The sequence below is a fragment of the Paraburkholderia sp. RL17-381-BIF-C genome (genome assembly GCF_046026435.1).
Taxonomy (GTDB): domain Bacteria; phylum Pseudomonadota; class Gammaproteobacteria; order Burkholderiales; family Burkholderiaceae; genus Paraburkholderia.
In genome coordinates, this window is sequence record NZ_JARESX010000012.1 from 95,060 (window position 1) to 110,309 (window position 15,250).

The 15,250-nt window shown below is 59.8% G+C and carries 12 protein-coding genes and 1 pseudogene; 2 read left to right on the forward strand and 11 right to left on the reverse strand.

The features are described 5' to 3' along the window. The first annotated feature begins 132 nt into the window (after positions 1–132). On the forward strand, positions 133–1,023 hold the full coding sequence (locus tag P0D70_RS10620; RefSeq protein ID WP_408184420.1) for a LysR family transcriptional regulator: 891 nt from the start codon (positions 133–135) through the stop codon (positions 1,021–1,023). A gap of 164 nt (positions 1,024–1,187) precedes the next feature. Here the strand turns inward: P0D70_RS10620 and moaD are convergent, their stop codons facing one another. From moaD to P0D70_RS10655, 7 genes are all read right to left on the reverse strand, one after another. Beyond that, complete coding sequence (moaD, locus tag P0D70_RS10625; RefSeq protein WP_408184421.1) at positions 1,188–1,445, reverse strand: molybdopterin converting factor subunit 1; 258 nt, start codon at positions 1,443–1,445, stop codon at positions 1,188–1,190. A gap of 19 nt (positions 1,446–1,464) precedes the next feature. Then, complete coding sequence (locus tag P0D70_RS10630) at positions 1,465–2,022, reverse strand: molybdenum cofactor biosynthesis protein MoaE (protein WP_408184422.1); 558 nt, start codon at positions 2,020–2,022, stop codon at positions 1,465–1,467. Between the two features lie 40 nt (positions 2,023–2,062). Further along, positions 2,063–3,166 carry a GTP 3',8-cyclase MoaA gene (gene moaA, locus P0D70_RS10635; RefSeq protein ID WP_408184423.1) on the reverse strand — a complete coding sequence of 368 codons (1,104 nt, stop codon included), beginning with the start codon at positions 3,164–3,166 and terminating at the stop codon, positions 2,063–2,065. 189 nt (positions 3,167–3,355) lie between these two features. Next, positions 3,356–4,570: a molybdopterin molybdotransferase MoeA gene (locus P0D70_RS10640; RefSeq protein ID WP_408184424.1), complete on the reverse strand. Its 1,215-nt coding sequence runs from the start codon at positions 4,568–4,570 to the stop codon at positions 3,356–3,358. 241 nt (positions 4,571–4,811) lie between these two features. Beyond that, entirely contained in the window at positions 4,812–5,798 is a 987-nt protein-coding gene (locus tag P0D70_RS10645) for a cytochrome d ubiquinol oxidase subunit II (RefSeq protein WP_408184425.1), read from the reverse strand. Positions 5,799–5,840: 42 nt separating this feature from the next. Then, entirely contained in the window at positions 5,841–7,235 is a 1,395-nt protein-coding gene (locus P0D70_RS10650) for a cytochrome ubiquinol oxidase subunit I (RefSeq protein ID WP_408184426.1), read from the reverse strand. A 72-nt stretch (positions 7,236–7,307) separates the two neighbouring features. After that, a complete protein-coding gene (locus tag P0D70_RS10655) occupies positions 7,308–9,635 on the reverse strand; it encodes an FdhF/YdeP family oxidoreductase (RefSeq protein WP_408184427.1) in 2,328 nt (775 codons plus the stop codon). Between the two features lie 201 nt (positions 9,636–9,836). On the opposite strand from P0D70_RS10655, the gene P0D70_RS10660 reads away from it, so the two are divergent. Next, positions 9,837–11,264: an aminotransferase-like domain-containing protein gene (locus tag P0D70_RS10660; RefSeq protein ID WP_408184428.1), complete on the forward strand. Its 1,428-nt coding sequence runs from the start codon at positions 9,837–9,839 to the stop codon at positions 11,262–11,264. A gap of 94 nt (positions 11,265–11,358) precedes the next feature. Here P0D70_RS10660 and P0D70_RS10665 read toward each other — a convergent pair. The 4 genes and pseudogenes from P0D70_RS10665 to cydB all read right to left on the reverse strand — a co-directional run bounded on the left by P0D70_RS10665 (position 11,359) and on the right by cydB (position 15,247). Further along, a pseudogene (locus tag P0D70_RS10665) lies at positions 11,359–11,953 on the reverse strand (formate dehydrogenase accessory sulfurtransferase FdhD). 18 nt (positions 11,954–11,971) lie between these two features. Then, complete coding sequence (locus P0D70_RS10670; RefSeq protein ID WP_408184429.1) at positions 11,972–12,895, reverse strand: bestrophin family protein; 924 nt, start codon at positions 12,893–12,895, stop codon at positions 11,972–11,974. A gap of 308 nt (positions 12,896–13,203) precedes the next feature. Further along, positions 13,204–14,115, reverse strand: a complete 912-nt coding sequence (locus P0D70_RS10675) for a bestrophin family protein (RefSeq protein WP_408184430.1) — start codon at positions 14,113–14,115, stop codon at positions 13,204–13,206. Between the two features lie 124 nt (positions 14,116–14,239). Continuing rightward, the gene (gene cydB / locus P0D70_RS10680; protein ID WP_408184431.1) at positions 14,240–15,247 is read right to left on the reverse strand and encodes a cytochrome d ubiquinol oxidase subunit II; all 1,008 of its coding nucleotides are present in this window, start codon (positions 15,245–15,247) and stop codon (positions 14,240–14,242) included. Positions 15,248–15,250: the final 3 nt, after the last annotated feature.

The window sequence follows — 15,250 nt, forward strand, 5'->3', positions numbered from 1 at the left end:
TGATCCTTTGACGTATTGGGGCGTGACCGCGATGCACGTGCGGCCAGGGAGCGCGATGACAGATAATTTAGTTCTTCAGCCGGCTCCCGACTAGGTGGCAAAATGAGCATACACTCATGCACAGGTGCATAAATGCCTACTCCGGACCTGAATGATCTGGTCGCGCTTCTAGCCGTGGCACGCGAGCGGAGTTTTACGCGCGCTGCCGCGCAACTAGGCGTATCGCAGTCATCTCTCAGTAGAACGGTGACTTCGCTTGAAACGAAGCTTGGAATGCTCCTGCTCAATCGCACGACTCGCAGTGTTTCCACGACAGAAGCCGGTCAACGCCTTCTCGACTCCGTTGCTCCGAAACTTGAAGAGATCGAAGCGGAGTTGCAGGCGGTCGCCGAACTTCGAGAACGACCGGTAGGGACGGTGCGGATCTCCGCGACAGACTACGCCGCGAACCAGTACATCTGGCCCAAGCTGCAAGGGTTGTTGCGCGAACATCGAGAGCTGCACATTGAACTGATCAACGACTACGGCCTGTCGGACATTGTCGCGGAGCGTTTTGACATAGGGGTGCGTTTGGGGGATCAGGTGGAGAAGGACATGATCGCTGTACGGATTGCGCCGGATGAAACGCTGGCGATAGTCGCGGCACCGGAATACCTTCGCGAAACGCCACCGCCGAGCGCACCGCACGAACTCACCACCCATAACTGCATCAATTTGAGGTTGCCCACGAGGGGCACGCTCATGCCGTGGGAGCTCAGAAAAGGCAGACGCCGGCTGGAGGTGAAAGTGAGCGGCCAGCTCGTTTTCAATAACTCGTACCAGATGCTGGACGCGGCTTTGAAGGGATTCGGAGTCGCTTACCTTCCAAAGGCGCTCGCGGAACCGAGTGTCCAGGCGGGACGACTTTGCTGGATTCTTGAAGACTGGTTTCCTACGTTGACTGGGCATCACGCGTACTATGCGACGCGGCGCCAGTCATCGCTTGCGGTTCGCCTGGTTATCGCGGCTTTGCGCGGCGGTTAGTGGATCGTAGCGCAACTGCACAACCACACCCGCGATAGCCTTCCTGCCTTCTGGCGCGAGCTATGCGGGAACAGGACGCTACCGTTGCCGTCTCAAGTCACTGTATTCGACGCGCGCCGACCGGCGCTGTATAGCCTCGATTCGAGAGAGGGTGTCAGAAAGCGCTAGCCGCCAGTCACAGGCGGGAAGAATGCAATTTCGCTGTCCTGGCGAATGACGAAGCTACCTGTAACCATTTCCTGATTGACGGCCACTCGTACTGGCTTTTCTTCATGAAGTGCCTCGGCGAACCGTGGACTACTTGCAATGAGCCGTTTGCGCAAGCTTTCAACGTTGATGTGCTGCGCGTCTATGTCGACAATTTCCTGCGCAACACCGAGTTGCTCGCGAATGCTCGCAAAATATTTGATGGTGAGTTTCATGTGTCTGTTCCGTTTTGCTTTAGCCCCAACGGAGCATGGCTTGCTCGTCGCGTGATTTCGCTTCGACCCACCGCGCCGTGCCGTCGCGCCGGACTTCCTTTTTCCAGAACGGCGCGTGCGTCTTCAGGAAATCCATGATGAATTCGCACGCCTCGAAAGCAGCCGCGCGATGCGGCGCGGCCACGGCAACCAGGACGACTGGATGACCGAGTGCCACGCGTCCGACCCGATGCACGATCTTGACCGCGTCGAGCACCCAGCGCGCGGAAGCCTCTTCCACGATGCTCCAGAGCGAATGCTCGGTCATGCCGGGATAATGTTCGAGTTCCAGCGCGACGATATCGTCACCGTCGCCGCTATTGCGCACAATGCCGACGAAATCCACGATCGCTCCGACTCTCGGATTACGCATGATCGGCGTGACTTCGGCGAAAGCATCGATAGGCGACTGCTGGACCCGAACTTCGAAACCCGCGGGTATGGAGCCGTCGGGCAACGGGCCTGATGCGCCGCCTTCGGCGCCAGCAGGTAATTCAATGTCGAGCTTTGCGTTCTGGACTGAATGGGGTGTCGTCATGTCCTGTCCTTGATGGTTTCCTCGTGAGACCGGAAACAGCTCAGCCGCCGACCAGCGACATGCGCACTGTCGGATAGCTTTTTCCCGTTCCTGTTCGACGTCGGTCGGCGTGCAATTCCGAGTAACGGTCGTCGCGTGCCTGCCAGTGTGAATGGAGCTCGTCAATCAGGCGTGCTGTCGGCACCGCATCGCCTAGCCAAGGTTTTAGATCGGCGCCCTGCGTGGCAAAGAGGCAGGTGTAGAGATGTCCGTCCGCAGAGACGCGCGCGCGAGAGCATTCCCCACAAAACGGTTCTGACATGCTGGCGATAAAGCCGACCTCGCCCGTGCCGTCCGCATGGCGATAGCTTACCGACGTGGCCGCGTTGTTTGCCCTATCGTTCGCTACGAGGGGATATTCGCTTTCGACGATCGCGCGGATCTCTCGCGCGGTGAGCACGGTCGACTTCGACCAGCCGGTTGCGCCGCCAACGTCCATGTACTCAATGAAACGCACGGCGGTATCGGTCCCTCTGAAGTGGCGGACAAGCGGGAGAATCTGACAGTCATTTACGCCGCGCTCAATAACGGCATTCACCTTGACAGGCGCGAGGCCCACCGCATGCGCTTGCTCGATACCGTCGAGAATGCGTGCCACAGGAATGTCGACATCGCTCATACGGCGGAAGACCGGATCGTCCAGCGCATCGAGGCTGACCGTGACGCGGCGCAGACCGGCGTCGCGCAATGCGCGCGCACGCGCGGCGAGCAGCGAACCGTTCGTCGTCAGCGCAATGTCGAGCGGTTGACCGCTCAGGCTCGTCAGCGAGGCAAGCCGTTCGATGAACGATTCGAGCCCGCGGCGCAGAAGAGGCTCTCCACCCGTGATACGGACCTTCTCGACGCCGAGCGCCACGAACGCCCGAACGATCTTCATCATCTGATCGAACGAAAGCCGCTCCGACGCGCGCAGGAAACGATAATCGGCGCCAAAGACTTCGCGCGGCATGCAATAGGCGCAGCGGAAGTTGCATTGGTCGATAACGGATAGACGGAGATCGCGCAGCGGCCGGCCGAGCCGATCCGTGACGGATGCAGCGGCGCCTGATAGGGTGTGCCCGGGCGATTCGAGGTAGGCGATGACGGCTTGAGCGGTAGCGTTCACGATCGTGGAATAAGCAGCAGCAAGCGGAAAAAGTAGGGGCCTTGGCCCTTTCCTGCTCGACGCCCAGCGGACTGGGCGATGTCGCAGGCACGTGCTTAGGATAGAGCGCTGCACGGACGCACCGGATGCACAGTCAGCGCCTGAAGGTTGCAGTACAGTTGCGCGAAATCGCTTTGCGGGGTGGCGCCTTCAGACTAGCCATTGGGCGAAGTCGTAGTACGGCACGGTTGCGTGCCGTGCGATGGACTGGCCGCGCGCCAGCTGACTCAACCCACTGGCGTCGGCCAGCGTAAGCAGATTTCCGGCGCCTTGTTCGGCGGCAACGCGGAGCACAGACCCCTGTCCTGACGATGTATCGAGGCGAACGCGCAGGAAGCGCTCACGCGCCTCGTCTGGCCTCGCGTCGAAATCGATCGGCAAACGCGTTACCGGCGGCAGACATTCGGCTCGCCATTGCAGGCGTCGGATCAGCGGCGTCGCGAGGAGCGCAAACGTGGTGAACACTGCGCCCGGATTGCCCGGCAGAAGCACCACGGGCGTAGTGCCGTAACGCGCGAGCGAGATTGGCTTGCCGGGCTTCATGCTCACGCCGCTGACCACGAACGATACGCCGAGCGAAGTCAACGCAGGGCGCACCAGATCTCGCTCTCCGACTGAAGCGCCACCGGTCGTCAAAATCAGGTCGCATGCGTCGTGCAACTCGCTCAGAAGTTGCGTGAGTGCCCCTTCGTTGTCTTTTGCATGCACCACACGCGTGACGGACGCACCCAGGCCGGCTACGAGCGCCGCCAACATCGGCCCGTTGCTGTTATAGATTTGCGTTGCGCCACGACTTCCGCCAATCGGCGCCAGTTCATCGCCGGTTGTCAGAATACCGACCTTCAGCATGGGATGAACGTCGAGCGTGGCGATCCCTTGTGACGCAATCAGTCCGATATGGGCTGCCTGAAGACGCGTGCCGGCATTAACGAGCGTTTCGCCCATGCGCAATTCTTCGCCTCTACGACGGATATGCGTACCCGGCCGAACCGGCGTTTCGAACATCACGCATTCGCCGGTCTCGCGCGCGTCTTCCTGTATCACGACAGTATCCGCGCCGGATGGAATCATGCTGCCCGTAAAGATACGGGTCGCGCAGCCAGGTTCGAGCGGAAAGGGTTCATCCCCGGCATAGCAGCGCTGCTGGATAGGTAATGCCACGCCTGGAGCCGCGTCGGCGTAGCGGATCGCATAACCATCCATTGCGCTCTGATTGGCGGGCGGCTGATCGAACGTTGCCTGAATCGGCGTGGCCAGCACGCGGCCTATTGCGTCACCTAGCGGAACGCGCACAGGCGCACCGGCAGATTCGAAGGTTTGAATGAAGCGCTGCTGGGCTTCATTGAAGCTAATCAATTCGGTCATGTCGTGGTGTGCCGACGTAGCGGCCCTGGAGGGCTTCGAGAACGCACTGCTCACTATCGGTGCTGAACATTCGCGTGCCGCAAGGCGATGCGTCTTTTGAAGCGTGCCATTTTCTATAAAGTTGCCGGAGAAACTGATTCGAATGTGCACATACTCTGGCGGCTGCCACACTGCAAAGAAGCATTCCGCATCGTTGTAGACGCGGAATGCCATAATTGCCGCCGGAATGACAGCTAAGGTGTCAGTGCTTGACCGCCACTACTTTTCCGCGGAAGAGGTGATACTGGTAGAGGTTGTAGCCAATCATGATCGGAAACACGATGCCGATCCCGAACAGCATGAATGTGAGCGTCGCGCTGTCTGACGCTGCGGCTGCAACAGTCAGTTGACCAGGCACGATATACGGGAACATGCTGATCGCCAGCCCGGCAAACGAAAACACGAACAGCAGCGTTGCGCCGAAGAACGGGCCATGTTCGCCGCGCAGGTGAACGGAGTAGAGCACATAGATGAAGGCGAGTACGGCGAGTACGGCGAGCGCGATCAGCAAATGAAACACGCCGTGTTCCTGCCAGCGGGTGATGCCGACCGGGCTCAGTTTCAGCGTGGCAAACGACACCACGAGCGCCGCGACGGCTGTGGTGAAGACGGCGACAATCGCTTGACGGCGTGACGAGCTTTCTATCGCGCCGGTGGTCTTCTTCACAAGCCAGGTTGCGCCGAGCAGGCAGTAACCGGACACCACGCCCAATGCCGTGATGGCCACGAAGCCGGTATTTGCCAGACCCGGCACGAAACCCGTCAGAATCTTGCCGAGCACGATGCCCTGCGACACCGCGGCAAGCAGGCTGCCGAGACCGAACACGCGGTCCCATGCGGTCTTGCTGGTGTGTGCCGCGTGGCGAAATTCAATGGCGGCGCCGCGCATGATGAAGCTTGCGATCAGAACCATGACGGGCACATAGAGATCCGACAGGATCATCGCGTAAGCCTGCGGAAACGCGCCGAACAGCGCACCGCCGAGCGCGACGAGCCAGGTTTCGTTGGCGTCCCACACGTGGCCGATGGACTGGATCATCAGATCACGGTCGGCTTCGCGAGGGCGCAGCAACGTGAGAATGCCGACGCCGAGATCGAAGCCGTCGGTGACGACGTATAGCACGAGCATCAGGCCAATGAGCCCGAACCACGCGTGGTTCAACAGGTCCTGAGTTGATGCGGGGGTCATGTTGACTTCCTTGGAATGAGTACAAATCGGGGAGTGCGGCGCTTAGTAGTCGACCGCGTGCGAAGCCGTATGGCGAGCCGGCTCGACCGGCGGCATCAGCGAAAGATCGGGACCACGGCGCAGCCAGCGGCGCGCAAACACGAAGAACGATGTGATCAATACGACGAAGAACGTCAGGAACATGATCATGCTGCCCGTAATTGCGCCGGCCGGAATCGCCGATGCAGCGTGGTCGGTGCGCAGCAGGCCGTACACGACCCACGGTTGGCGTCCCACTTCACGCACGATCCAGCCGCATTCCACAGCGATATACGGCAGCGGGATCGCCAGCACCCAGGCGAGGAGCAACTTGCGTTGCGCGAGCAATGCGTCGAGCCGGCCGCGCGCTTTGCGCAGCGCGTGGAGAGTCCAGAAGGCGAGCAGCATGAACAGGAAACCGACGCCGGCCATCACGCGGAACGCGTAATAGAGCAGCGGCAGCATAGGCGGTTGATCCGCGCGGGGGATGTCGCGCATGCCCGTCACCTTGCCGTGCAGGCTATGGGTGCCCAGAATGCTCAGCATGCCCGGCACTTCCAGCGACCAGTCGTTATCCTGCTTCGCGGCATTGGGCCAGGCGAGGAGCGACCAGCTTGCGCCAGTACCCGGAGCGTTGGTTTCCCAATGACCTTCGATTGCCGCGCCTTTGGCCGGCTGGGTCTCGAACACATCCACACCGCTCGAGTCGCCGAGCCAGATCTGTACGGGGGCAACGAAGGCGAGGATCAGCAAGGCGAGCTTGAACGAGCGCACGAAAAATTCGGGGTTGCGGCGCTTGAGCAGGTAGTACGCCGAGATGCCCGCGATCACCACCAGACCCGTTTCCAGCGCGGCAAACCACATGTGCGAAACGCCCCAGGCCATGTCGGGATTGAAGATGGCCTTGACGTAGTCGGTGACCATGAGTTTGCCATCCACCAGCGCCACGCCGGTCGGCGTCTGCAGCCACGAGTTGGCGACCATGATCCAGAACGCCGAGATCGACGAACCGAGCGCGACCATCCCGGTGGCGAACAGGTGAACGCCCTTCGGCACGCGGTCCCAGCCGAGCATCATGATGCCCACGAAGCCGGCCTCCAGCATGAAGGCCATAGCGCCTTCAAAGCCGAGAATGTTGCCGAAGAACTGGCCGGTGTACTGCGAAAACGGCCCCCAGTTCGTGCCGAACTGGAACTCCATCGGAATGCCGCTCACCACGCCGACGGCGAAGTTGAGGATGAGCAGCTTGCTCCAGAACCGCGCGTGGCGGTACCAGACCACGTCGCTCGTCTTGACCCAAAGCGTTTCGACGACAAGCAGAAAAGCGGACAGGCTGATCGTGAGGATCGGCCAGAGTATGTGGAAAATCGCGGTCATGGCAAATTGACCGCGCGCCAGATTCAAGGCTTCGACAGACATGGTGATCACCAGGCAGGGTTTGAAAACGGTCGGGCGCCCGCTAGGGGCGCGTTCCGGCTGGTTGGGAAATAATCAGAATGCGGGCAGCGCCAGTGGCTCGGAGGAGCGGTGCAGCAACACCGGAATCGACTTCGAGGTCGGCGTATTGCAGACGTCGCCCACGCTCGCGAGCGGCACGAGCGGGTTCGTTTCGGGGTAATAGGCGCCAATGCAGCCACGGGGAATGTCGTACTCGACAAGGCGGAAGTGATCCGCGCGACGCTCGATCCCATCGTCCCACACGGTGGTCATGTCGACCCAGTCGCCGTCCTTGAAGCCGAGCATGGCGATGTCGGCGGGGTTGATGAACACGACGCGGCGTTGACCGAACACGCCGCGATAGCGGTCGTCGAGCGCATAGATGGTGGTGTTGTACTGGTCGTGGGACCGTGTGGTCATCAGCGTCATCAGGCGCTCGCCATGCTGCGCCTTGGCGCGCACGATCGGCGTGTCCTGTTGCACCGCGTGCACCATGAAGTTAGCCTTACCTGTCTCGGTCTTCCAGTCGCGTTCGCGCGAGGCGACACGCAAATGAAAGCCGCCAGGGCGCTTGATGCGTTCGTTGTAGTCGTCGAAACCTTCGATCGTCTGTTCGATGGCGTCGCGGATCTTCGCGTAGTCGCGTGCGTAGGCGAGCCAGTCCACCTTGCCGTCGCCGAGCGTGGCGTGCGCAATGTTCGCCACGATGGCTGTTTCCGACATCAGGTTCGGCGAGGCTGGCTTGCTCATGCCGTACGAGATATGCACCATGCTCATCGAGTCCTCGACCGTGATGCCTTGCGCGATACCGTTCTGCGCGTCGATCTCGGTGCGGCCGAGCGTCGGCAGGATCAGCGCCTCCTGGCCGTGCACCAGGTGGCTGCGGTTAAGCTTGGTGGTGATGTGAAGGGTCAGCTTGCACGAGCGGAGTGCATCGAAAGTGCGCAACGTATCGGGAGTCGCCATGGCGAAGTTGCCGCCGAGGCCCATGAACACCTTCACTTTCCCCTCGATCATGTGGTGCACCGTTTCGACGACATCGAGGCCGTGTTCGCGCGGCGGCTCGAAGTCGAACACCTTGCCGAGCTGATCGAGAAACGCCTGCGAGGGCTGCTCCTCGATTCCCACGGTGCGGTTTCCCTGCACATTCGAGTGGCCGCGCACGGGGCACAGACCGGCGCCTTCGCGCCCAATATTGCCGCGCATCAACAGCAGGTTGGAAAGCATGTGCACGGTTTGAACCGAGTGCTTGTGCTGGGTGATGCCCATGCCCCAGGTGGCGATCACGCGCTTGCCGTTCGCATAGATGCGCGTGAGTCCTTCTATGTCCTCGCGCGCCACGCCGGACTCCGCCTCCAGAAGACTCCAGCTTTCGTTGCGCAAATCATCGGCGAAGGCGCTGAAGCCGAGCGTGTGCTGGTTGATGAAGTCGAGATCGAGCAGCCGCTCCGTGCCGTTCTCGAGCGCCTCGTCGTCGAGTTCGATGAGATGCTTGGCGACACCCTTGATGAGCGCGAAGTCGCCGCCCAGTTTTGGCTGAATGAACGTCGAAGCGATTTTCGTGCTGCCGAACGTGATCATTTCGACCGGATGCTGCGGACTGGTGAAACGTTCGAGACCGCGTTCGCGCAGCGGATTCACCGAGACGATCGTCGCGCCGCGGCGGGCCGCCTCGCGCAGTTCGCCCAGCATGCGCGGATGGTTGGTCGCCGGGTTCTGCCCGAAGATGATGATGGTGTCCGCGAGTTCGAAATCCTCCAGCGTCACCGTGCCCTTGCCGACACCCACGGTGGCCGGCAGGCCGCGGCTGGTCGCTTCGTGGCACATGTTCGAGCAGTCGGGGAAATTGTTCGTGCCGTACATGCGTACGAACAGCTGGTAGAGGAACGCCGCTTCGTTGCTGGCGCGACCCGAGGTGTAGAACGCGGCTTCGTCGGGCGAATCGAGCTGGTTGAGGTGCTTCGCGACTAGCGCGAAGGCATCGTCCCAGGCAATGGGCTTGTAGCGGTCGGTCACGGCGTCGTAGACCATCGGGTCGGTCAGGCGGCCGTGCTGTTCAAGTTCGTAGTCTGTCTGCTTCATCAGCGACTCGACGGTATTCGCCTCGAAGAAGGCCGGCGTCACGCGCTTGGTGGTGGCTTCGGCGGCGACGGCCTTCACGCCGTTTTCACAAAATTCGAATGTCGACGCGTGCTCACGATCTGGCCATGCGCAACCCGGACAGTCGAAGCCGTCCGGTTGATTCTGCTTGAACAGCGCCCGATAGTTGCCGCCCGAGACGCGCTCCTTGATGAGATTGATGGCGACGTATTTCAAGGCACCCCAGCCCGCGGCGGGGTGGTGATATGCCTCGATTTTGCCCTTCGGCTTCGCTTTGTCCATGACCCTTGGCTCCGTTGACGTTGCGCGGCCGCCCGGTCTGTTCCGGACGGTGTGACGCTGTGCTTGGTTATGCGCAAGAGTAAAAGCTATGGGGTGTCGCCATGACACACAGAATTCGCGTGCTGCTTAGAGTACAGTTTCGCTACGCGCAGTACAGTTGGCCGGCATCGGTGTGCTGCGCGGACATTTGGGGAGAAAAAATTGACACTCTACGAAAAACTTGCGGACGACATCGAAACAGTGATCCGCAACGGTGTCTATCGGCCAGGTGACCGTGTTCCGTCGGTTCGGCAGGCAAGTCAGCAACACCGCATCAGTATCACAACGGTCATTCGCGCCTATCTGCTACTGGAAAGCCGGGGTGTGTTGGAGAGCCGTCCACAGTCCGGCTATTTCGTGAGCCTGCGCATGGCCGAAGGTAATCGTCACGCGGGCGAACTGCGGCCGAGCCGGCCAATCGCAGTCTCGGCCACCGTCGATATAAGCCGGCTCGTGCTCTCCACTTTGCGGTCGATCAGCGCCGACGACGCTGTGCCGCTCGGCTCGCCGTATCCCGATCCACAGCTTTTCCCGTATGAAAAGCTCAACCGCTATGCGTCAGCCGTGGGTCGCAACAAGGCGCTCTGGGGCGTGACGAATGCGTTGCCGCCGGGCCGGCCTGAACTCGTGCGACAGATCGCGCGGCGTCACCTGGAAAACGGAATGTCGGTGGATCCTAATGAGATCATCGTCACCGTGGGCGCCACGGAGGCGATCAACCTGTGCCTGCAGGCGGTTGCGAAACCGGGTGATGTGATCGCCGTCGAATCACCGACGTTCTACGCCATGCTGCACGCAATTGAGCGTTCGGGTATGCGAGCCATCGAGGTGGCGACGCATCCGGAATACGGCATGGACATCGACGCGCTCGCAAAGATCATTCAATCCGAGTCTATCGCCGCGTGCATGGTGATGCCGAACTTCCAGAATCCGCTGGGTTTCCAGATGCCCGATGAGCGTAAGCGCGAACTCGTCGAACTGCTCGCCAAGGCGCAGATTCCGGTGATTGAAAACGGCGTTTATAACGAACTGTATTTTGGGGACTCGCATCCCACCACGCTGAAATCGTATGATAAGAATGGCATGGTGCTGCACTGCGGTTCTTTTTCCAAGAGCCTTACGGCCGCCTACCGGATCGGCTGGGCGCTGCCCGGACGCTATCGCGATCAAGTTGAGAAGTTGAAGTTTCTCAACACGCTGACAACATCCCTCATTCCCCAACTGGCCATTGCGGAGTTTCTCGAACGCGACGGTTACGAGCACCATTTAAGGCGTCTTCGCAAGAGCTACGCGCAGCAGGCCAATCTGATGAAGGCGATGGTCACGCGGTTCTTCCCGGCTGGCACACGTATGTCGAGTCCGGCGGGTGGCTATGTGCTATGGATTGAACTGCCGGCCAAGGTCGATTCGATGAAGCTCTATCAGATGGCGCTGGATCGAGGCATTACGATTGGCCCCGGATGCATGTTCTCAATCTCACCAGACAACTACCAGAACTATATCCGGCTCAACTACAGCAGCCCGTGGTCGAGCGAACTCGAGCAGGCGATCATCACTGTCGGCAAGCTGGCGGCAACGTGTGCCCGCTGATCCTGACGCGGACCATGGCAGTTTGCATCTCTGCGCGGATTTGTCCGTAATGCCGGGCAATAGGGATTGAAAAAACAGGTGGTTCGAGCGCGGTTCATGCGGCCTGTTTGTCTTTGGCCACGCTGTCGTCAGCAAGGTACTCGACGAAGCCGTCGCCTCGGCAAAAGCTCAGTAGGCGGATTCCCGCCTGCTGTGCGATCGAAATTGCAAGCGATGTTGGTGCGGAGATCGTCGCAAGCGTATGAATCTGCATGCGGGCGGCCTTGCGCACCAGTTCGTAGCTCGCGCGGCTCGAAAGAAACACGAATCCCGACCACGAGTCGATGTGCTCACGCGCGAGCAGGCCGATGAGTTTGTCTAGCGCATTGTGACGACCGACGTCCTCGAAAACATGGAGCACCTCGCCGCTCGTGCCGCACCACGCCGCCGCGTGGATGCCGCCGGTCTCACGCATGAGCCGCTGATGCACGGGCAACTCGCGGGCCGCGCGTTCGATAGCGTCGTTGCTTATGCGCACGGCTGTTTCGGGTAACCATCATCACCGCATGGGAAATGCCGTTGAAGACAAGCGCGACAGGCAGCTCTTCCACCACTTGATCGACTGTCGTGCTCGATTCGCCGCGCTTGTGACGCACAATGTTGCGAACCACGCTGCCGTTGCTCTCCTTGGCGTCTGAACAAGACATCATAAGATCCTCACCGTGGGGTCAGGTAAGTTGAAAAAATTGGCCGGGCTGCGTCGCCGGCGGCAACTCTTCGTTGCACAACTCGAGTACGGATCGCTCGATATTGCGGGTCATCGCGTCGAGCGCGAGATTGTTCGGCGCGAGCCCGAACGGGTCAGAAATCTCGCTGGCAATCGCCTCCAGTGCCAGCAACGTATAGGAGACGAACACACAAACAAGCGGGGTGGCAAATCCGATCGAGTCGATCAGACCGAATGGGAGAAGCGCACAATATGCGTACACGGTCCGATGCAGAAGCACACCATAAGCGAAAGGAATCGGCGTCGCGAGGATGCGCTCGCAACCGCCGACAGCTGCGCCGAGTTCGTTCAGTTGATGATCCATCATCCAGAGCTGGGTGTCGGATAGCACGCGGTTGCGATTCAGTGCGGCCAGATGATGGCGCAATTCGTCGAGCAGCGCGATCGGCTTGAAGACACGTGGGGCTAACGCGGCCGCACGGCCGGGCCCGAGCAGCCGGACGAGATCGGCAGAGCCGTCCGAGCGGCGTAGCTGGTGTTTCACGGCGTACGCATACGCGATGAGCAACCGTGGCAGATGGCGGCTCTCGAACGGCGCAGCGGTAGGAGAGGGCATGTAACTGCGGAACTGCGAAATGATTGCACGCGCTCCAATCAACATATTGCCCCAGAGTCGGCGCGCCTCCCAATAGCGCTCATAGCTTGCGTTGTTCCGAAACGCGAGAAAGATCGTCAAGGCAACACCGCACAGTGTGAACGGCGTGGTATTTAAGGGGATTTTTTCGCCGAGAATGCGGCCGTGCGTGACCATGGCGAGCAGGCTTATCAGCGTCATGAAGACTAGTTGCGGAATGATTGCCTTCAGTACGGACCCATGCCAGACGAACAGCATGCGGAACCAGTTGGGCGCGGGGCGAATGATCATGGAGAGTCGCTGTCAAACGGCTATAGGAAAGCGCATTTGAGTTTTCAAGGGTAAATGTGCGGAGACGCGATATGCGCTGTATCTCACATCGGCTTCCACTCAAGGCGCGAATCCAAAGGTTACGCGTACTTGCGGCCCTGACATACGCACACTTCGTCGTCGCGACTCAGAGTACAGTTTGAGCGGATTGAGTAACTGCACACGCTGTCGATTGGGGGCGATTTTTACGCCACACGGTGCGAGGTTGATGGTCGCGTATAGCGGGCCTTATCACGCGAACCGGTGCATAAGGCTCGCATTTGCCACGCTCAGGTCAGGTGGTAAAGGCGAATCGGAGTGACTGCGTCCGGTAATGGTCGTCCACACAACTCGAGAATAGAGCGTTCGATATTGCGGGACATGGCATCGAGGGCGAGCGCGTTGGGCGCGACGGTAAACGGCTCGGCCACTTCACTGGCGATCGCTTCGAGCGCGATCAGTGTGTAGGAGATGAAAACGCACAGCAGAGGCGTGAAAAATTCAGTCGAATCGACCAACCCAAACGGCAACATGATGCAGTAAGCGTAGACCGTTCGGTGTAGCAGAACACTATACGAAAACGGGATTGGCGTGGAGGCGATGCGCTCGCAGCCTCCGACGGCTGCGCCTAATTCGTTGATCTGTGCATCCAGCATCCAGAGCGTTGTCTCACCTATTCGTGCGTGCTGTTTTGCTTGCGCGAGTTCGCGGCGAATTTCATTTAGAAGCGCCGTGGGTTTGTACTGCTTCACGCGTAACAGCTCGGCCTGGTCTCGACCGAGCAAGCGCACGAGATCCGGCATCGGATCGGTGTTCCGTAACTCATGCTTGAGCGCGTAGATGAAGGCGATCATCGTCTGGGCGATCTGAAACTTGTTCGCTTGCTCCGGAACGTAGCAGAGTATTTGTGAGGTCAGCGCTCGCGTGGAGATGAGCAAACTACCCCATAAATGACGTGCTTCATTGAACCGCCCGTAGCTCGCGTTGTTGCGGAACGCGAGGAAGATAGCAAGGGCGAGGCCGAACAACGTGAAAGGGGCGGTGTTGAGCGGAATCTTTTCCCCAAAGATCCGCCCCTGTGTAAAGACCGCCAGCGTGCTGACGGCCGCCATGAAGACCAGCTGAGGGATAATCGATTGAAGAACAGAACCGTTCCACACAAACAGCAGGCGGAGCCAGTTTTCACTTGGCCTTACGATCATGATGTGCTCTTGTTATGTGCCGAATGGCGCATCCAGATATCAGGCGACCGCGCGAGGCGCCATCCCAATGGTATGAATGCCGCTCAGCCCCGCGGAAGGCGACCGCCTGCTTGCGTGCTGCGAATCAGTGGTAGCCCGGGTCTCCTTCACGTACCTTCCCACGGAACACGCGATATTGCATGGCGTTATAGACGAGGATGATCGGCAGCACGATGACGGTGCCGATGAGCGCAAAGAGCTGGCTGGAGTGACTCGACGAAGCTTCCCAGATCGTCAGCGATGGCGGAATGATGTACGGCCAGATACTGATCACGAGGCCGGTGTAGCCGAGAAAACAGATGGCTAGCGTGAGAAGGAATGGCATTGCCTCGTGTTGTAGCCGCACCGAGCGGAGGATGCCCCAGACGCAGAGAACGACCAGTATCGGCACGGGCAGAAACCATCCAAGCTGGCCGCTTCCAAACCAGCGTTTTTCTACCGCGGGCAATCCGATCACGGTCCACAGGCTGACGATTCCAATGGTTGCCAGCAGCACGAGGACGAGAGGCCGCATCAATTCCCGCATCTTGCGCTGCAATTCGCCGTCCGTCTTGAGGATGAGCCAGCCACACCCTAGCGTCGCGTAGGTCATCAATACGCCTATGCCACAGAACAGGCTGAAAGGTGAGAGCCAGTCGAACGGATCGCCGACGAAGCGGGAGTCGACAATCTTGATGCCCTGTAGCAGCGAGCCTAGCGTGATGCCCTGGCAGAGCGCCGCGAGCGCCGAGCCACCGATAAATGCGAGATCCCATGCGTGCTGCGTGCGCTTGGCCTTGGAGCGAAGTTCGAACGCCGCGCCACGAAAAATCAGACCCACCACCATCAGGATCAGCGGCATATAGTTGGCAGGTAGGAGCGTGGAGTAGACAACGGGAAAAGCACCGTAGAGCCCGGCTCCGCCCAACACCAGAAACGTTTCATTGCCGTCCCAAACCGGGGCGACCGTATTGAGCATGACGTGACGCTCGCCTTTGTCTTCAAAGAATGGAAACAGCAAGCCGATGCCCAGATCGAAGCCGTCGAGCATCACATAGATAAAAACGCCGAGTCCAATAATGAACGCCCAGACAACAGGAAGATCGATTTGCATGAC